We start from the raw sequence: 18,383 nt of genomic DNA on the forward strand, positions 1-18,383 counted from the left end.
TATCCTCATAAATCTCTCACCAAAATCAGGTATTGAAGACCTTCCAATGACACTGACGAAGATATAGTTTTGTCTGTATCAGCCAATACATCTTTCCATTGAGTATTGGCGAGTTCATCAGGTACATCAAATACTTTCAGACTATTTCTAACATTTACAATCACCAATACCTCCTGTTTAGCTGTGAATCGCTTGAAAGCCACCACATCCTTACTTGTATAGGATTTCATCTCCCCATAATGCACCGCTGATAACTCAGCCCGGGCCGTCATAATATCCTTGTAGGCATCATAAACATCGGGATTCAGAGACCAGTTGATCGGATTTTTATCAAAAAAACTAATATTCGTGGGGTGACCTATTTCCTGACCGTCATAGATCAAAGGGATCCCACCAAGATAAGAGGTGATCACAAAAGCCGATACGGAACCTTTGAGCCCAAAATCCTCAATGGGAGTGGTCTCCCATGCATACAAATCATGATTGGTAATATATCGCAGTTTCTCTCCACCAGCCAGTACTTTAGTATATTCAGATTTGTGGGTACTGATAATGGTCTCGGCAGACATGCCTTCGCTGAAGACCCTGGCTATGGCGGTCTTAAAATCCCAGGCATAATTCATCTCAAAGCCAACTTCAAAATTAGCCAGTACTCCCCCTTCTCCCAGCAAAATCAGGTCCTTGTCCGTATGAGCTTTCAATGAAGCCAGTGCCTCGTTCCAAAAGCTATCCGGCACGAAATCAATTGCATCACAACGAAAACCATCAATACCCGCCTCATCAATCCAGAAAAGCATGGATTCAATCATCTCCTGTCTCATGGAGCCACTCTCATAGTTCAACTCGGCTACATCAGTCCAGCCGGTTCCTGGTGGCTCAATGATGTTACCATTGCCATCCTGGCTGTACCAATCCTTATGTGCCGAGATCCATGGATGATCCCATGCAGTATGATTAGCCACCCAATCTATAATTACGGCCATACCGCGATCATGAGCGGCACTTACTAAGGCCTTGAGGGTATTCAATGAGCCATATTCAGCGTTGACGGCCCGATAATCCCTAATGCAATAGGGTGAATTAACTGTCTTCACCTCTCCTATCGGATAAATGGGCATCAACCAGATCACGTTGGCTCCCATATCTTGTATATTATCCAGACGACTCTGAATACCGCTAAACGTACCCGCATCGCTAAAAGCCCGCATATTGACCTCATAAACCACCATCTCTTGAAGTGGTGGAATGATCAAGGTATCAGAAAGCTCAACTGTATCCTCTGGATTGGTAGTGGGAGGTTTGTCCAGACCATCATCCTTGCAAGCCGGGAAACACGAAATAGTGATCAATAAAAACAGTATTCTAAGCATCTTAAGGTTGTTTTTTATTCAAAATAACCAAAGCGACCAACGGTCACTTTGGTTGTAATTTACAAATTCATCTATCCCTTATCGGGCTAGTTTTTTTGAATATCATAGGTGTAATTGCCTGCCTCGTGGAGATCAAGAGTAATGGTATAATTCCCATCCTCTGGTACAGTAAGCTGGGGCTGCTCCACATAGTCTAACCAAGGGTGGTTGGCGTAGGCCAGGTTTCCATCAGTATCTATACCAAAATCAAGCACCCACTCTTTGTTTGCTCGAAACTTGAATGAGCCTTCGGCAATCATATCTGCAGTCACAGACCACACTTCAGTGTCCACATCAAAGGTGAGTTCGGTATCAAAGTCCCACCCACCCGGAGTGGCGGCACCTATGATTCCCCAATCAGTTTTGATGAGCAGGTAAGTAAGGTTGTTTAAATCTACCGAAAAGAAGTAATACCCATCGGAAGGCGCTATGAAGTTGTCCCCCGCATAGTTAGCCTCAAAAATCACCCCATCATTTAGAGTACCATACGACTGTGGCTCCCATGCTGGCTGTGCATACAGTTTGAACTCATTCGTACCCCCTGCAGGAATGAAAATATAACCCTCATAAACCCCATCGTCCTTGACTGAAGCAATGGTGGCTGCAGCGTCAATGTTCCAGCCCTGAAAGTCACCAGCAATCCAAAGTTTGGCATACTCCTGTGGTTGCTCTTCCTCCTCATAAGCCGTAAATGTAAAAGACACTACCGCCGAAACCAGGTCTTCTTTACTCGCAGCGCTCGCAATAACTCGTGTCTGGAGTGCTATGGGGTCATTGGCTGGGCTTTCCAGTGTACTGAGAATAATACTATTCAAATCTCCATAAGTGATAGAAAAAGTAGTCTCTGACGTAGTACCTAAGGTAGCTGGTAGTGAAAAATCACCAGCAGCCAGATCAATCTGTACTTTATAGCTAATCTCACTTGGGAAATTAAACTGAGCTTCGCTCCACGTAAAAGTCAACACTTCTTCCAGATTATCAGCAGTTGCAACGTCCGCAAAACCAGCCGTGGGGGTGGATATCTCAGCGGCGATCGGATCTTTCTCTTCAATAATGATTTTTTCTCCTTCTTCCTCACAGGAAAAAAGAGCCAATCCGCCAATCATGGCACCGCACATTAGTAACTTTTTCATCTTTTCTTGTTTTAGTTGTGATAGAATATTTTCAGGTGACTAGTAGTCTTTGTTCTGTTTCAGGTTGGTATTCAACCCCAGATCAGCAGAGGGGATAGGGAAAATGTCCAGATGCGAGGGCATCGTCTTTCCGTCTTTTACATTCCCCTTCCAATCCCACAGATAATCTCCGTCAGAGTACCGACCGAAGCGAATCAGATCAGTACGTCTGTGTCCTTCCCAGTAGAGTTCTCTACCACGCTCATCAAGGATAAAGTCCAGGGTGAAATCGGCCATTGAAATATTGCCAGAGGTATTGCCATAGGCCCGTGTTCTCAAGGCATTGATGTAATCCAGCGCAGTAGCTTCATTGCCGCCTACGCCTCCTCTTTTGACTGCCTCAGCGTACATCAGGTACACATCAGCCAGTCTGAAGAGTGGAAAATCGGTATCAACGAAAATGTCATTCTTACCCTTTATGCCTGCTGAGGTGATGTTTTTAAACTTCTCACACAGATAACCTTCCGTGAACACCGTGGGATTCTCTATTTCCAACGTCTGTCCGTCGGTGTAGAACATTGCCCTGTGATCAGTGTCTCCTGTGGGGTCTTCAAATGTTTCCACAAAAGTGGTGGTGGGCCTGTTTCCAAACCATCCTCCAGAGCCTATCCCAAAGTCCTTGTCCGGATCCTGAGTACCTCCCACAGCAGCGTGAATAATATAGGTGACACCACCATAGTTTCTTGTGTTATCACCATCCTCGGCTATTGGAAATATGATTTCGTTTCTAAGTCTGTCATTATCTGCCAGGAATAAGTGTGAATACTGGCTATGAAGTGTGTAAGCTCCAGAAGAGATAATATTATTACACTGAACAATACAATCGGAAAACCGGTCATTTCCCTCACCCAAATACACCTCTGCATTGAGGTACATTTTGGCTAGTAGCATCCACGCCGCGGCCTTATCAGCACGGGCATACTCGTTCTGTCTGACATCCACCAAAGCAGGAAGAATGGCCTCCAGCTCAGACTCTATATAGAGAAAAAGATCTCCACGAGCGATTTGCTTAGGCAGGTAGGCTCCGGTATCATCGTTTTCTGTCACGAAAGGTACATTTCCCCATAGATCCATGGCAAAATAGTAATACAAGGCTCGCAGGTAGCGGGCTTCAGCCAGATAGGTGGTCACTTCAGTTCTCAAAGGGTTCGAAAGACCATCCACACGCTGACCTACTTCCCTGATATACTCATTGCAGTACGCGATGTTGATGAAAATTCGTTGATACATCAGTTTGATGTAGAGGTTGTTATCTGACCAGGTCTGAGAATGAAACTCCACTAATCCGGGATCTCCCCATGCATTGATAGCCTCATCAGTAGTCACCTCCTGTGCACTCCAATAGGTTCGCATAAAAGAGGTAGTGCCTTCGTCTGTTGCTGAGATTTCCGGCTGCCCATACTCACCACGCTGACCCGTAAGCGTCAGGCCACCATAGAGTTTGGCCAGAAACTGCTTATAAGCTGCCTCATCATCAAAAATGGACGCAGAGGTGATGCTTTCATTGTCCAGTGGTTCAGTATCCAGATCGCCGAAGCAGGCGTTCAACACTGAGCCCATCAGAATCAAACTCATTATTTGGAATATTCTATAGTTTTTCATGATAGCTCTTTTTAGAATTCACAGTTAAAACCCAGCAGGAATACCCGGGTACGTGGAAAGAAATTATTATCCAGACCACCACTGATTTCCGGGTCGAGTCCGGAGTATTTAGTGATCACAAAGGCATTCTGAACCCCACCACTGATCTTCATATTTAGCTTATTGCCAAGGAGGTCTCTCAGATTATAAGCCAGATTGATGTTATCCATCCGGAAAAAGGAGGCATTTTCTATGTAATAATCCGAGAAACGGGTATTCAGAGCATTCATAAATTGGGTTTTATCGGCAAGCATGGAGGCATTGCTGAGGTATTGCATAGAGGAATACAGCGACTGATAGGTACTATTGGAAGCCACATTATTATAGACATAGTTGCCCAGACTCAGACGCCCTACAAAGGTGAAGTCCCAGTTGCCCACATTTAGCCATGAGTTCATCCCCATGAGAACATCCGCTGCAGGATTTTGGTAGATGTACAAGTCACTGCTATTGATAATTCCATCATCATTTCTATCTACAAAAGCGTCTTCAACGGGATTTAAATCCTGATCGTAAAGTTGCTGATAGGTATAAAATGAGTTGACCGGATACCCAACCCTCTGCGCCTGAATGGTACCAGAAGTCGTACCACCTACACTTCCTGTAGGCACGGTATAGTCAGGATCATCATTCAGGTTGAGTTTGGTGATTTCATTCTTATTATAGTAAACATTGTAACCCACCTCCCAATTCACCTTATCGGTGGTGATTACTTTGGCGTTCAGGTTCATCTCCACTCCACGGTTTTCCATACTGCCGACGTTGGTGAGTACAGTGGCTGAGAAGTTGGTACCGACGGGTACATCTACGATACTCAGGAGATCCTTAGTCTCTTTGAGATAAAAATCCAGCGAGCCCGTGATTCGATTGCCTGCTAAACCAAAGTCAACCCCTACATTGGCTGTAGTGGTGGTCTCCCAGCGTATATCTGCATCATAGCCATCCGGCCGAAGGGTGTTATAGTACTGGTTGCCAAATGCGTACCGTGCAGCATCATCACTGATTGTATACTTCGCTACATAGGGATAGTCATTGCCATTGTTCAAATCCTGCTGACCAGTGATCCCATAGCCCAATCTTAGCTTCAGATCAGAAACAATATGGCTTTGACGCGAGAAGGATTCGTGCCCCACGTTCCAGGCAAAGGCAGCCGCTGGAAAAAGTCCCCATCGGGTTTCCGGCGAAAAGCGGGAAGTAGCATCGTTCCTCAGCGTGAGTGTGAACAGATACTTCTGAGCGATAGAATAGTTAACTCTACCAAAAAATGAAAGCAGATAGTACTCCGATTGAAAATCATTACGCTGGGTGGATTCTGTTCCCGAAGCATTGGACGTAGAATCTTCACTGGCACGCCAGAAGTGAGACCATGAGTAACCTGCTAGCACATCCAGGCTGTTGTCTCCGATGACTTTATGGTAATTCAGGTAAAAATCAAGTAATTGATTCTGGCGCTCATTGAAATACGGACTTGTCCTGCCACCAGCTACTGTAGGAATATACACCCACTGCGTACTGTCCTTTACGTTGTTGTGGCCTTTGGTTTGAGAAATGTCATAACCAAGATTTAGATTGGCTTTCAAACCATCCAGAAAAGGCAACTGATAATCAAACTGTATGTTTCCAATACTTCTTTTGACATTGGAGGTGTTGTCTGTCAGGGCTAGCTGAGCCACTGGGTTGGCTGGTGCCAGGTTAATGGGGCTACCATCTATTCCGCCCGTCGTCCAGGTGGTATAGCCCCTCCATCTGGTATTGCCATTAAACACTTCCTTTGTAGGATCATAAACTACCGCATTTCTGATTGCACTCTGGTCTGAAAAGTTGTTGTTATTATCCATTCCTTTCAGGTTGATCTTCACTTTCAACTGATCATTAAGGAAAGTTGGATCCAGACCCAATGAGAGTGTAGTCCGCTCAAAGTTGTAGGTTTTCAACACTCCTTCTGTGTTGTTGTATCCCAGGGAAATGCGATAAGGCGTAGACTTCAAGGTACCTGACAAGCTCAGGTTGTGATCCTGTCCGATAGCATTTTTGTAGATCTCTCCCTGCCAGTCGGTATCCGCATCACCCAATAAAGAAGTCACGGCGGCATTTCCGGCATACACTTCATTGATCAGTGTCCTGAATTCATCCCCAGAATATACCTCCACCTTTTTGGGTGTGGTATAGAGAGACGTGGTGACATTGTAGGTCAGTTTTAAGTCCCTATCACCCCGCTTAGTGGTAATAATAATGACGCCATTTGCAGCACGTGAACCATAAATGGCGGTGGCTGACGCATCCTTGAGAATCGTGAAACTCTCAATATCATTGGGATTAAGGGTGGACAATATATTGGGTGAACCACCTATAGGGGTATTATCCAATGGTACACCATCTATCACTATTAAGGGATCATTGCTCGCAGACATGGAGGACCCACCTCTAATCCTGATGGTGGAGGTATTGCCCGGTGCACCACTAATGGGTGTAATGGATACTCCGGCGGTTTTCCCTATCATAAGTTCCTGCACCGAGTTCACAGCACCTTTGTTGAAGTCTTCAGAAGAAACCACAGCGACAGATCCTGTAGCATCGGATTTTTTCACAGTACCATAGCCCACTACCACCACTTCCTCCAAAGCAGCTATGTCCGTGGGCATCGACACATCTATAATAGACTTCCCTAGTACAGATATCTCCTGAGATACAAAACCCACAAATGACACGGTAATGCTCTCCCAGCCCGTGGGCAATTCAAGCTTGTATTGCCCATCAATATTAGTGATGGTACCCACGGAGGTCCCTTTGACCACCACTGTGGCTCCCGGCAGTCCTTGTCCGGTATCGGCATCTGTCACCCTCCCAGTGACTATGTGTTCATCCTGACCTCTCGCAAGGGTGCAAGTCAGCAAAAACACCACCATTAGTAAATGTTTCATCATCTTCAAGTTTTGTTTCATTTTGTTAGCGTTTGAGTTGGTATAAATTCATGTTTCCATGAATGCTGGTCTTATTTTCCTTATTCCAACAGGTGGAACCGAATGGCCTGCCCTCCACCCGGAGCCAGATTGAGGTCGATGCTTTGGGTAGAAGTCACTTCCTTTCGGTCAATGGAAATCTCCAGTGGGTTATCTTCCATACTGGCGGATGGACCATCTGCATACATTTCTGCTATGTACCTGCGACCGGGCAGTAAAAAATCCAGCTTTACGGGCAATGACTTTGGGTTTTCATCGGTTGTGCTCCCCAGATACCAGTCGTCACTGTGTCGATCTTTCCTTACCACAGTGATGAAGTCTCCTATTTTGGCATTCAACACCCGGGTTTCTTCCCAGTCAGTAGGCACATCGCGGATAAACTGCAGTGCAGGATGTCCGATGTAGTTTTCGGGTAAATCTGCAGCCATCTGCCATGGACTATAGATGGTTACATAAAGGGCCAGTTGTTTGGCCAATGTCGTGTGTACTCTATGTCCCGGATTGGAGGGAATCAGGATATCGAATATTCCGGGTGTATAGTCCATAGGACCCGCCAGACACCTGGTGAAAGGCAATATCACCGTATGTTCCGGCGGGTTTCCCGCGCTCCACGCTTCATACTCCGCACCACGGGCACCCTCCCGGGTCATCAGGTTCGGATAAGTTCTTCTCAGCCCGGTAGCCTTCACGGGTTCATGGATATCCAAAGCAATCTGGTGGGCAGCAGCCATCTCCAGCACTCGTTGATAATGGCGTACCATGAATTGGCCCTGGTGGTGCTCCCCATTCGGTCTTCTTGTTACGTAGCCTGTTTTGAGGCTATGAACTCCATATTTTTGATAATAGGCAAATGCATCCGGAAGCTGACGCTCATAATTGATGATGTTACCACCAGTCTCATGATGACCAATAAGCCCAACACCCCGCTCACGCGCATACTCCGTAAGCTCTTCAATGTCAAAGTCAGGATAAGGACGCATAAACTCAAATCGACCCTCACTCCAGTCATAGTCCCAGCCTTCATTCCAACCCTCTACGAGTACCCCTGAAAGATCATTTTCAGCAGCGAAATCGATGTATTTTTTCACATTAGCTGTTGCAGCTCCATGATTTGGCCCCTGACTCCATGTGTACTTATTCAGGTGCATCGCCCACCATATCCCATTGTATTTACCTGGGGTTATATAGGACAAGTCCTCCAGCCGGTTAGGCTCATTTAGATTTAGAATCAGATAGGAAGTAATGAGATCACCGACCTTTTCTGCAATCTGAATCGTTCTCCAGGGTGTATTGAACGGGGCACTTACTTCAGCTTTGATACCGGAAGCCCAGGGCACCAGGTCACAACTGAGCAGCTGTCCGGATGGCTCCAGAGTCATGGCCGGATAATTCACCAGAGCTGCTTCATGAATACTTACAAACAGGTCATCCTCATATTCCATTGTGAGCGGAGTATGTACCTTTTCACTGAGCTCGCTCAAAGGGTCATTGGAAAACAAAAATTCAGAATCTATCTCATCTCCGTATGCAGGAATCCACCATGCGCTCATGTTCTTGGCCATGATAAAGCCAGTAAGCTCGCCAGTGATCACAAAGTCCGTCAGATGGGGTTGCTCTGGAAACTCATACCTAAAGCCAAGTCCATCATCATACACCTTAAAGGTGATCTTCAATAAGCGCTGAAGATCTGATTTTTCCTGAAGGGTAATGGTTATCCCATTGTAATGGTTTCGAATGTTCTTCACCTCGCCCCAAGGCTGAGACCAGGTTTCGTCAAGCGTGAATTCGTTGATCTTGACTATTTTGAAATTACCCGTCAGAGATGGTTCATCCTGCAACTCAAACCCCAAGGGAGATTCAAGTACCACTGCTTCTCCATCACGCTTTACTTCATAAAATGGAACATCATTATTAATTCTGAAAATAACCTGTAGTCTGCCGTTTGGAGAAGAGATGATGATGTCAGACGAACATCCACCTAAAAGAAATAGTAAACAAATTCCTGTAATAATGATCTTCACTCTTTGTCAGTTTTGGGTTAATCAAAAAATGTATCTGGCTCCGGAACCAGGGTGATTTGACTGCCGGTGATACACTTGACAAAAGAGTTTTACTTACAAGAGATTCTCAAAAAAGAAGTGTTGGATATAGAAAATAAACGAGGTTTAAATCTTTTAAAAACCTGAAAAACAGACAGATAACAGCTTAGACTAATTCTGAAAATATAAATACCATATAGCCTTAACCGTGGTGCATCATCGATCCAATATAAGTGACGAGGCTTGAGATAATTATCTCGATGGGATTTGTTAGAGGGAATTGGATTTGAACTGCATCAAAATCGTTTTCTTGAATACCCTGGTGAAACGTGAGTTTGTCGGGTAGCTCCTTTTTGGGGTGACATTATTAAACACAAGTGCAACCACGAAGAGAATCATCGTTCCGCTGAAAACGGGAAATACCACATAGAGCCATCCCAGATCCAAAATACGCTCAGAACCAATGACCGCAATAAGGGCTGTGGCTCCACCCGGAGGGTGCATCGTTTTTGTGATTTGCATGCAAATAATCGATAGTGCCACCGCTAAAGGAGCTCCAAGCGAAATATTGCTACCAAAAACCTGACTGATAGCCACTCCAATACAAGCCGACAACACATGGCCACCAATGAGATTTCTTGGCTGAGCCAGCGGACTCTGGATAGCCCCATAGATCAGTACACCTGATGCTCCAAACGAACCAATCAAAAAAACACCATCCTCTCCTGCAAAATGAACACCCTGGGCCCAGGCAATCAGACCTATGCCGACAAATGAGCCCACAAAAGACCACATATGCTCATGCCAGTCTACAAGGGTTTCTTTATAAATCACATACTTCACCACTCTGAAGTTTCTTTTTATCCTTTTGCTCACCATCCCGTGTCTTTGAGCCTGCAAAAGTATCCGAGTTTACAGCAAAGTGGTTTCTCTAAAACTGAACAATATTTGACCCGACCCTGAAATTTAATCATCATAACACATCCCCGAATTTCATATTTTTGAAGTATGGAACTCAAGCACTTCAGACTCATCAAAGCCATCGCTGACGAGGGTAACATTGCCAATTCGGCGGAAAGACTTTTTCTCACCCAATCTGCCTTAAGTCATCAACTCCGTTCGGTTGAAGAGAATCTGGGTGTTAAAATCTTCATCAGAAACCGAAAAGAATGGGAACTCACTGAAGAAGGTCAGGAGCTCTATCATTTGGCCACTTCAGTATTGAATTCAGTCGATAAAAAACTCATGCAGATTAAACATTTCAGCCAAAGTACCGGAGGAAACATTAAAGCGGGCAGCGAATGCTACTCGTTCTATTTACTCTTTCCATCCTTTCTCCAAAGAATGTCCGCTTTGTATCCTCAGATCTCCATTGATCTCAACTTTGACGCCACCCACCAACCCTTATCAAAGCTTCTTTCGTATGAGGTGGACATAGCGATGGTCACCCGCCAACCTGGTTTGGAGTCTTTGTCCAGTGTGGAAGTATTGCAGGACGAGCTATTTGCTGTCATGCACAAGGAAAATCCTTTGAGCCAAAGGGAATATCTTGAAGCCAGGGACTTCACTGATCAGCATTTACTCATCCATTCCTTTCCTCTGGAGACTGTTTCTGTATATGAAACCTATCTCAAGCCCAATGATGTGCTGCCAAAGAAGATCAGTGCCATCCCACTAACAGAAGTCAGTCTGGAAATGATCAATGCCAACATGGGGATTACCTGCATTCCCAAATGGACCCTCAAACACGTCATTTACCAAAAAGAACTCGTATTCAAACCCATTAGTAGAAATGGATTAAAACGCTCACTATTCCTGGTCATGAGAAATGAAGATCTTTCTAAAAAGCACTTCACTGACTTTATTTGCAATTTTGAGGAGACTATTGCACAAGAATTTCCCGAAAACAGGGTGACGGACAAACCGGTGCGGGAAATGAGTTTCAATCAATAATCGCTAGGTAGCTTCTATCTCCATGATCCTCTGCTCAAACTCATCATTGGGGATCAGTGCCTTACTCTTCACGCGATTTTTGTAAGCGTAAATCGTATTAACAGAGTACCCTAAAATTTTGGCCAGTTTATCACTGTCAGATATGCCCATCCTGATCAAAGCAAAAATGCGCAGCTCAGTGTTTAGTAGCTGGTCATTTTCCAATTTGACCTGATCTACTTCACTGAAGTAGGAGTTAAAAGTGGCTACAAAGTCCGGGAAAAGCTTAAGAAACACCTTATCAAAACTATAATATAACTCCTCCCGCTCCTTTTTAAGATCAATTCTGCTCATCACAAACCTGATCTCTTCATACTTTTTAGAAATTAACTTTTGATCCACTGAGCGTTTAAACTTTTCGATTTTTTCGATGTATTCTGAGTTGATATTGAAGTAATAACCCAAGTATTCCTCTTTGATCTTATTGGCCTCTGAAAGCATGCCATTTGCAGCAGTCAGGTTTTCATTGGTCTGTCGTATTACCAGATCCTGCCTCCTCAGCTTTCGGAATTGAAAAAGCGTACTCAATGCAAAAATGATGGTAAGAACAGAGAGGATGGTCAGACCTATAGAATACCCCAAAAGGGTTTTGCGCTGATTGTCGATATAATTGAGCCGGGATGCAGCAATAACAGGCAAGATAGCCCCTACTTCACTTTTACGCTGCTTAGCACCATAAAAAATAGCGTCATCCATACTTTGGTTGATGTACTTATAGGCTTCCTCAACCTGACCATACATATATAAAAGCTCGGCCAACCGGGTCATTGCCAGGGTTTCTTTGGTAGCCGACTGGATGTCAGAGATACAGGCATCCACCAGTAGGTTAATAGCCTGAGTGGTATCCCCCAGTTTCAGGTGGAGATAACTCAAAGTGGAAGCTGTAATAGCAAATTGATGAGTCGTAAGTTTGAGGCCACCATCCAGCAGCTTATTCAAATACTTAATCGCCTCATCAGATCTCTGCTCACGAAGGTTATGAAGGCCTTTTAGGTAAAGAAAATTATATGATTCCGGATCGGACAGATTGGTAGCAAAGTCGATGTACTTATCCGCCATTCTTATATAAATCTCGCAGTAATTGGCGTCTTTGTTATAGTCACAATTATCATAAAGCGCACGAGCCATCAACGCATAGTATTCCAATTTATTTGGCTCGGTCAAATCACTGATCCTGACGGTATTGAGGGTATCAAAGGTTTCCTTAAACATACCAGCAGAGAGTGTAATGAAACCCATCTGTGTCTTGGCATAACCAATTCGATCCGGGTCATTCATTTGATAACCAAGGTTAATCAGACGCTTGGCGTAGCCAAAAGCGGAATCATAGATAAAGCTGCGGTATTGATTATAAAGTGCATCATTGATCTCAAATTTCACTTCCAGACTGGCATTGGGATTGGCCCTCAATCTCTTTTTGAGTCTCAAGATCACATCCTGCTTCTCTTTGACAAACTGTTCCTTATGACTTAGCGCTTCATCCAGTAATTGCAGCTGGGTAGGCTGCCGCTGAGCCACCAGGGTAAAGACTGCTAGCATGCACAAAATGCACAACAAACCTCTTAACCATAAGCTTGGGGTCTCACTTGATCTCATTTGGTGCTAAAGCTAACCAAATTTCAGGTTTACCTTTTTATACCACCTCTTCAGCTTCCAGAATAATCCAAAAAAAAAGCGGCTCAATCAGAGCCGCTTTTGTAATGTATCTAAACGTGTAACCACTCTTTCTTAGCGGTCAGCTCTTCTTCTGTTTCTTCGTAATCAGGATCGGGAACACAACAATCCACAGGACAGACAGCGGCACACTGCGGTTCTTCATGAAAGCCCGTACACTCTGTACACTTTCCTGAAACGATGTAATAAAACTCGTCTGAAACAGGTTCCTGGGTTTCAGATCCGTCAATGACAGATCCATCCTCCATTTCTACCTCTTTCAGATCAGTACCGTCAGACCATTTCCATTCAACACCACCTTCATAGATGGCCGTGTTAGGGCATTCTGGTTCGCATGCACCACAATTGATGCATTCGTCTGTGATCATAATTGCCATTCTATCTACTATTTATGTTGTACAACAACAGTGAACAAAATTATCTACAATAAGTTTGCGCACAAAAGTAACTGACAATTAAATGACGTTATCAGAAAGAATTGAAGCATTTTCAATATTAGGGGATAAAATTCGGGCTATTTCCAACGATTCACTGGAGGAATATGCCAGAAGAGCTCAGTTGCACAACCAATGGTTCACCAAAGAAAATGTTTCGAGGGCCTTCGAAGGCATTGCTTTTATGCTGAAAAAAGAGAAACTTCAGCAATGGCTGGAGCCTTATGAACCACTTTCTCCCGAGGTGCCAAAAATCACCGGAATCATCATGGCCGGAAACATCCCTATGGTAGGTTTTCACGACCTGCTTTCTGTGCTTGTCACTGGCCATTTCGCGGCCATCAAAACGAGTAGTCAGGACACCTATCTGGTAAAGCTCCTGATTGACTGGCTCCTGGAAATAGAGCCCAGATTTAAAAAAAACCTAGAAATACGAGAACGTCTGACGGCTATAGATGCGCTGATCGCCACTGGCAGTGACAATACCGCACGCTATTTTGAGTACTATTTTCGCAATCACCCCCGGGTAATTCGCAAAAACCGAACCTCTGTAGCCATACTGGATGGTAGCGAAACGGAAACAGAGTTAAAAGCATTGGGGAAAGACATCTTCTGGTATTTCGGACTTGGGTGTAGAAATGTCTCAAAGGTTTTTGTACCCAGAAATTACGATCCGCGAGGCTTTTTTGAAGCCAACGAAGCGCTAAACTACCTGGGAGATCACAATAAATACCGCAACAATTACGACTATCACAAGTCCATCTTGCTGGTGAATGGAGTGAAGCACCTGGACAATGGTTTTTTGTTGTGGCAACCCTCTGAGGAGCTCGTCTCTCCTATTTCCATTCTATATGCAGAGGAATACGAGAACCTTGAAACGCTGAACACCAAACTAGCAGCCAATGCAGACAAGCTACAATGCATCGTAGGGAAGGGACATACGCCTTTTGGGCAAGCACAAACCCCTGAGGTTTGGGATTATGCAGACGGTGTGGATACGGTGGCGTTTTTAAAGGATCTTTAATAACTCTAGGATGTCAAGAGTTAGCTTGATCCGGAAATTACTATCTTTATTCTATGGAATCTATCCGAATTGACATATTAAATCCTAAAGCCAAAAAGCTCCTTCAGGATTTGGCCGACTTGAACTTAATTGCCTTTCAGAGTAATGAAGAATCCAACTTTTCAACTTTTTTAGAGAGGATCCGATCAAAGTCTGACTCTGAGCTTTCTTTGGAAGAGATATCCCTGGAAGTGAAACGTGTTCGGAAATCAAGAAATGATAAATAGGGTTGTAGTCGATACAAACCTCTGGATTTCATTCCTAATTACTCGGAAATACTCCTTTCTCGAAACCCTTATCAATAGCAATAAGATAAAATTGCTCTTTTCCTCTGAGTTGCTAACAGAATTTATTGAGGTAGCCAAAAGACCTAAATTCAAATCATATTTTGATGAATCCGATTTGGATAGAATCCTTCAATTCATGAAAGAATTTTCTGAGCTCATTGAGATTCAGTCAGATGTACACCTTTGTCGTGATGAAAATGATGATTTCCTCATAAATCTATGCATCGACGGTCATGCCAACTACCTGCTTACAGGTGATCACGATCTTCTATCCATCGGAGCAATAAATAACACCAAAATCGTATCATATGGTGATTTCATGGAAGAAATGAGTCTTCACTAACGATCTTCGTGCCCCAAAGCATGTGTGCCAAAATGGGCTCGCACTTCTGACGGCAAGCCGGATAAAATTGCCGATGCTTCCAAAATCCAGACTTGGGTGATTGTCCCCACCAGAATTCTGCCATGGCCAATGGCTGCATATGATGAATAAAGGCATGCTGGAGCAACTTTGGCCCGGCACATTCCCCCGCTCCTCCCGGAGGATTATTCGGGAAAAGATCTCTCAGACTCTTCTCTTCGCCATCCTTATTGAGGAAATGGTAATGATCAAATACTTTGTCCTGCAAGGCCATGGAGTTACTTCGCCGCAGATCTTTCAGCGCGTCAATCTTTTCCATATGTCCGGTCGGTTGAGACTCCATCAACTGCTCGATCTCCCGATTGATCCGGGTGAGCTCCTGCATCCCGAGGTTCAAAAAACTACCCTCTTTTAGACCATCATAAACTGGCGGAACAAATCCTGGGTAATGATTTTTTCCACCCATTTTTCCCGAAAAAGCTGAAAGGTATCCGATTTCACCTTCCGCGGTGCGGACCACCAGTACGCCAAACATCTTCCCTATCACATTTTCCGTCCGCTCACTTTCCAAACCAAAATTGTGTTCCCAATCCTGCTGACGCAGATACTTCTGAAGTTTTTCAGCGGCTAATATGCAAAGTGGGTGCGGTTCATCGGAAAAAGGATCTGAGAAGTGCTCAGGTAGTTCATCTTCACCAATGGGTCGGGGGAAGGTAATAAAGAAGTGGTCTTTAGTTGGATTGGATCCGATCACGTGATGAAAGTGTGTTTTAAGGCAAAAGTAGAGCAATCACCAACCAACCCCATAGCCCAATCAGGTGATTTAACGACCTCAGCCTCATTGAAGCAAAAAAGGCTGTCTCTACTCGAAACAGCCCTTCCCTATATTTGATCCTGAATTAACCTCAGGAGTTGTTTTGTAATTTGATCAGGTTTAGTGCCGATCCAGCCTTGAACCAGCCGATTTGCCCTGCATTATATGTATGATTCACCTTAATGGTATCCGAAGAACCATCCTCATGCTTTGCTACGATGGTCAACTGTTTTCCCGGTGCAAACTCAGTCAGATCCACAAAATCAAAAGTATCCGCTTCCTGAATTTTGTCATAGTCTGCCTCATTCGCAAAGGTCAAAGCCAGCATCCCTTGCTTTTTAAGGTTAGTCTCATGAATACGTGCAAAAGACTTCACCAATACAGCCTTCACCCCCAAATGTCTTGGCTGCATAGCCGCATGCTCTCTGGATGAACCTTCTCCATAGTTATGATCCCCCACAACAATCGTTGGCACTCCTGCCGCCTTATAGGCTCTCTGTGTGTCGGGCACCCCCGCGTAAGTACCATCCAACTGGCTCTTCACCTTATCTGTTTCGTCGTTGAATGCATTCACCGCACCCGTCAGGGTATTGTTGGCGATATTATCCAAATGACCTCTGAACCTCAACCATGGACCAGCCATAGAGATGTGATCGGTAGTACATTTCCCTTTGGCCTTAATCAAAAGCTTCGCTCCGGTGATGTTCTTCCCATCCCAAGGCGCAAATGGCTCCAGAAGTTGAAGTCTTTTTGAATCAGGACTTACCTTGATTTGAACACCAGATCCATCTTCGGCAGGTTCCAGGTAGCCGGGATCTTCCACATCGAATCCTTTTTCCGGCAATTCCCAGCCAGTAGGAGGATCAAGCTTTACCTGCTCTCCTTTGTCGTTCGTTAATGTATCCGTGATTGGGTTAAAGCCAAGATTCCCCGAAATGGCGATCGCAGCCACCATCTCAGGTGAAGTCACAAAAGCATGGGTATTAGGATTACCATCTGCCCTCTTAGAAAAATTCCTATTGAACGAATGAACAATCGTGTTTTTCTCCTTTTTGTCAGCACCTGCACGGTCCCACTGACCTATACAAGGTCCACAGGCATTGGTAAATATCTTGGTACCTAGTTTCTCGAAAGTATTGAGGAATCCGTCTCTTTCCACTGTAAACCTTACCTGCTCAGAACCCGGGTTGATACCAAACTCCGCCGCTGGTTTCAGCCCTTTGACCAAAGCCTGCTCCGCAATAGATGCGGCCCTGGAGATGTCTTCATAAGAAGAATTGGTACATGATCCGATTAAGCCCCACTCTACTTTTGTTGGCCAGTCGTTTTTAGCAGCCTTAGCCGCCATCTCTGAAATAGGAGTTGCCAAGTCAGGCGTAAATGGACCATTGACATGCGGCTCCAACTCTGATAGGTTGATTTCAATCACCTGATCGAAATATTGCTCTGGGTTAGCATAAACCTCATCATCTCCGGTCAAATGCTCCTTCACCCCATTGGCCAGGTCAGCTACCTCACTTCTGCCTGTGGCTCTGAGGTAGCGCTCCATAGACTCGTCATATCCAAAAGTGGAAGTGGTAGCTCCGATCTCTGCGCCCATATTACAGATGGTACCTTTTCCTGTACATGACATGCTCTTAGCTCCGTCGCCAAAATATTCAACAATGGCACCAGTACCTCCTTTTACAGTTAGAATACCTGCCACTTTCAAAATCACATCTTTCGGAGAAGCCCATCCGTTCAGCTTTCCTGTCAGTTTCACACCGATGAGTTTTGGGAATTTCAATTCCCATGCCATTCCAGCCATCACATCCACAGCATCGGCTCCACCGACCCCTACGGCCACCATACCCAAACCACCAGCATTCACGGTGTGTGAGTCAGTACCGATCATCATTCCCCCAGGGAATGCATAATTTTCCAATACCACCTGGTGAATGATACCAGCACCCGGCTTCCAGAAACCAATTCCGTATTTATTTGATACAGATTCCAAAAAGTTGAATACCTCATTGCTACTGTTGAGTGCACTTTGCAAATCAGAGGCCGCTCCAATCTTCGCCTGTATCAGGTGATCGCAATGTACCGTAGTAGGCACAGCTACTTTGCTTTTCCCGGCCTGCATAAACTGCAGCAAGGCCATCTGGGCGGTCGCATCCTGGCAAGCAATTCGATCTGGTGCAAAATCGACATAAGATTCTCCTCGTTTAAAAGATTCAGAAGGGTTGCCTTCGTACAGGTGACTGTACAAAATCTTCTCAGCCAAGGTGAGTGGCTTTCCGGTTACTTCTTTTGCCTTATTTACACGTTCGCCTATACTCGCATAGACCTTTTTGATCATTTCTATATCAAATGCCATAGGATGATGATTTTAATGCTTTAATTTTTGTACATCCAAAGTTATTTAACTTTTAAAATGTTTGGCTCAATTCGTTTAATCTATTTCTTCCATTACATACATAATTTGCATTTAATGTAACAGATTGATTTGAACTGTGTTAATATCATGAAGGAGGTTGCGGGCTTCGCTACTTTCT

General features: G+C 44.6%; 13 protein-coding genes. 3 read left to right on the forward strand and 10 right to left on the reverse strand.

The window, feature by feature from the left end; genetic code table 11:
• Window positions 1-5 precede the first annotated feature (5 nt).
• The 6 genes from ACHKAR_RS18885 to ACHKAR_RS18910 all read right to left on the reverse strand — a co-directional run bounded on the left by ACHKAR_RS18885 (window position 6) and on the right by ACHKAR_RS18910 (window position 10,121).
• Window positions 6-1,370 (reverse strand): alpha-amylase family glycosyl hydrolase, encoded by a 1,365-nt coding sequence (locus ACHKAR_RS18885; protein ID WP_395418957.1) that lies wholly within the window; start codon window positions 1,368-1,370, stop codon window positions 6-8.
• An 86-nt stretch (window positions 1,371-1,456) separates the two neighbouring features.
• The gene (locus ACHKAR_RS18890) at window positions 1,457-2,542 is read right to left on the reverse strand and encodes a SusE domain-containing protein (protein WP_395418958.1); all 1,086 of its coding nucleotides are present in this window, start codon (window positions 2,540-2,542) and stop codon (window positions 1,457-1,459) included.
• A 39-nt stretch (window positions 2,543-2,581) separates the two neighbouring features.
• Window positions 2,582-4,183: a RagB/SusD family nutrient uptake outer membrane protein gene (locus ACHKAR_RS18895; RefSeq protein ID WP_395418959.1), complete on the reverse strand. Its 1,602-nt coding sequence runs from the start codon at window positions 4,181-4,183 to the stop codon at window positions 2,582-2,584.
• An 11-nt stretch (window positions 4,184-4,194) separates the two neighbouring features.
• The gene (locus ACHKAR_RS18900; RefSeq protein ID WP_395418960.1) at window positions 4,195-7,143 is read right to left on the reverse strand and encodes a SusC/RagA family TonB-linked outer membrane protein; all 2,949 of its coding nucleotides are present in this window, start codon (window positions 7,141-7,143) and stop codon (window positions 4,195-4,197) included.
• A gap of 80 nt (window positions 7,144-7,223) precedes the next feature.
• On the reverse strand, window positions 7,224-9,203 hold the full coding sequence (locus tag ACHKAR_RS18905) for a glycoside hydrolase family 97 protein (protein ID WP_395418961.1): 1,980 nt from the start codon (window positions 9,201-9,203) through the stop codon (window positions 7,224-7,226).
• Window positions 9,204-9,491: 288 nt separating this feature from the next.
• On the reverse strand, window positions 9,492-10,121 hold the full coding sequence (locus ACHKAR_RS18910) for an HPP family protein (RefSeq protein WP_370519058.1): 630 nt from the start codon (window positions 10,119-10,121) through the stop codon (window positions 9,492-9,494).
• Window positions 10,122-10,229: 108 nt separating this feature from the next.
• Here ACHKAR_RS18910 and ACHKAR_RS18915 point away from each other — a divergent pair, with 108 nt between their 5' ends.
• Window positions 10,230-11,174 carry a LysR family transcriptional regulator gene (locus ACHKAR_RS18915; protein WP_395418962.1) on the forward strand — a complete coding sequence of 315 codons (945 nt, stop codon included), beginning with the start codon at window positions 10,230-10,232 and terminating at the stop codon, window positions 11,172-11,174.
• 3 nt (window positions 11,175-11,177) lie between these two features.
• On the opposite strand, the gene ACHKAR_RS18920 is transcribed toward ACHKAR_RS18915, so the two are convergent.
• Complete coding sequence (locus ACHKAR_RS18920; RefSeq protein ID WP_159581299.1) at window positions 11,178-12,752, reverse strand: DUF6377 domain-containing protein; 1,575 nt, start codon at window positions 12,750-12,752, stop codon at window positions 11,178-11,180.
• Window positions 12,753-12,919: 167 nt separating this feature from the next.
• Complete coding sequence (locus ACHKAR_RS18925) at window positions 12,920-13,264, reverse strand: 4Fe-4S dicluster domain-containing protein (protein ID WP_159581301.1); 345 nt, start codon at window positions 13,262-13,264, stop codon at window positions 12,920-12,922.
• Between the two features lie 82 nt (window positions 13,265-13,346).
• On the opposite strand from ACHKAR_RS18925, the gene ACHKAR_RS18930 reads away from it, so the two are divergent.
• Complete coding sequence (locus tag ACHKAR_RS18930) at window positions 13,347-14,345, forward strand: acyl-CoA reductase (RefSeq protein WP_395418963.1); 999 nt, start codon at window positions 13,347-13,349, stop codon at window positions 14,343-14,345.
• A 255-nt stretch (window positions 14,346-14,600) separates the two neighbouring features.
• A complete protein-coding gene (locus tag ACHKAR_RS18935; RefSeq protein ID WP_395418964.1) occupies window positions 14,601-15,014 on the forward strand; it encodes a putative toxin-antitoxin system toxin component, PIN family in 414 nt (137 codons plus the stop codon).
• Here ACHKAR_RS18935 and ACHKAR_RS18940 read toward each other — a convergent pair.
• Together ACHKAR_RS18940 and ACHKAR_RS18945 are read right to left on the reverse strand one after the other, a co-directional pair.
• On the reverse strand, window positions 14,989-15,786 hold the full coding sequence (locus ACHKAR_RS18940; RefSeq protein WP_395418965.1) for a pseudouridylate synthase: 798 nt from the start codon (window positions 15,784-15,786) through the stop codon (window positions 14,989-14,991). The genes ACHKAR_RS18935 and ACHKAR_RS18940 overlap by 26 nt on opposite strands.
• 151 nt (window positions 15,787-15,937) lie before the next feature.
• Window positions 15,938-18,205, reverse strand: coding sequence for an aconitate hydratase (locus ACHKAR_RS18945; RefSeq protein ID WP_395418966.1), 2,268 nt, complete (start codon window positions 18,203-18,205; stop codon window positions 15,938-15,940).
• Window positions 18,206-18,383 lie beyond the last annotated feature (178 nt).

It is taken from the genome of Marinoscillum luteum (genome assembly GCF_044005705.1).
GTDB classification, from domain to species: Bacteria; Bacteroidota; Bacteroidia; order Cytophagales; family Cyclobacteriaceae; genus Marinoscillum; species Marinoscillum luteum.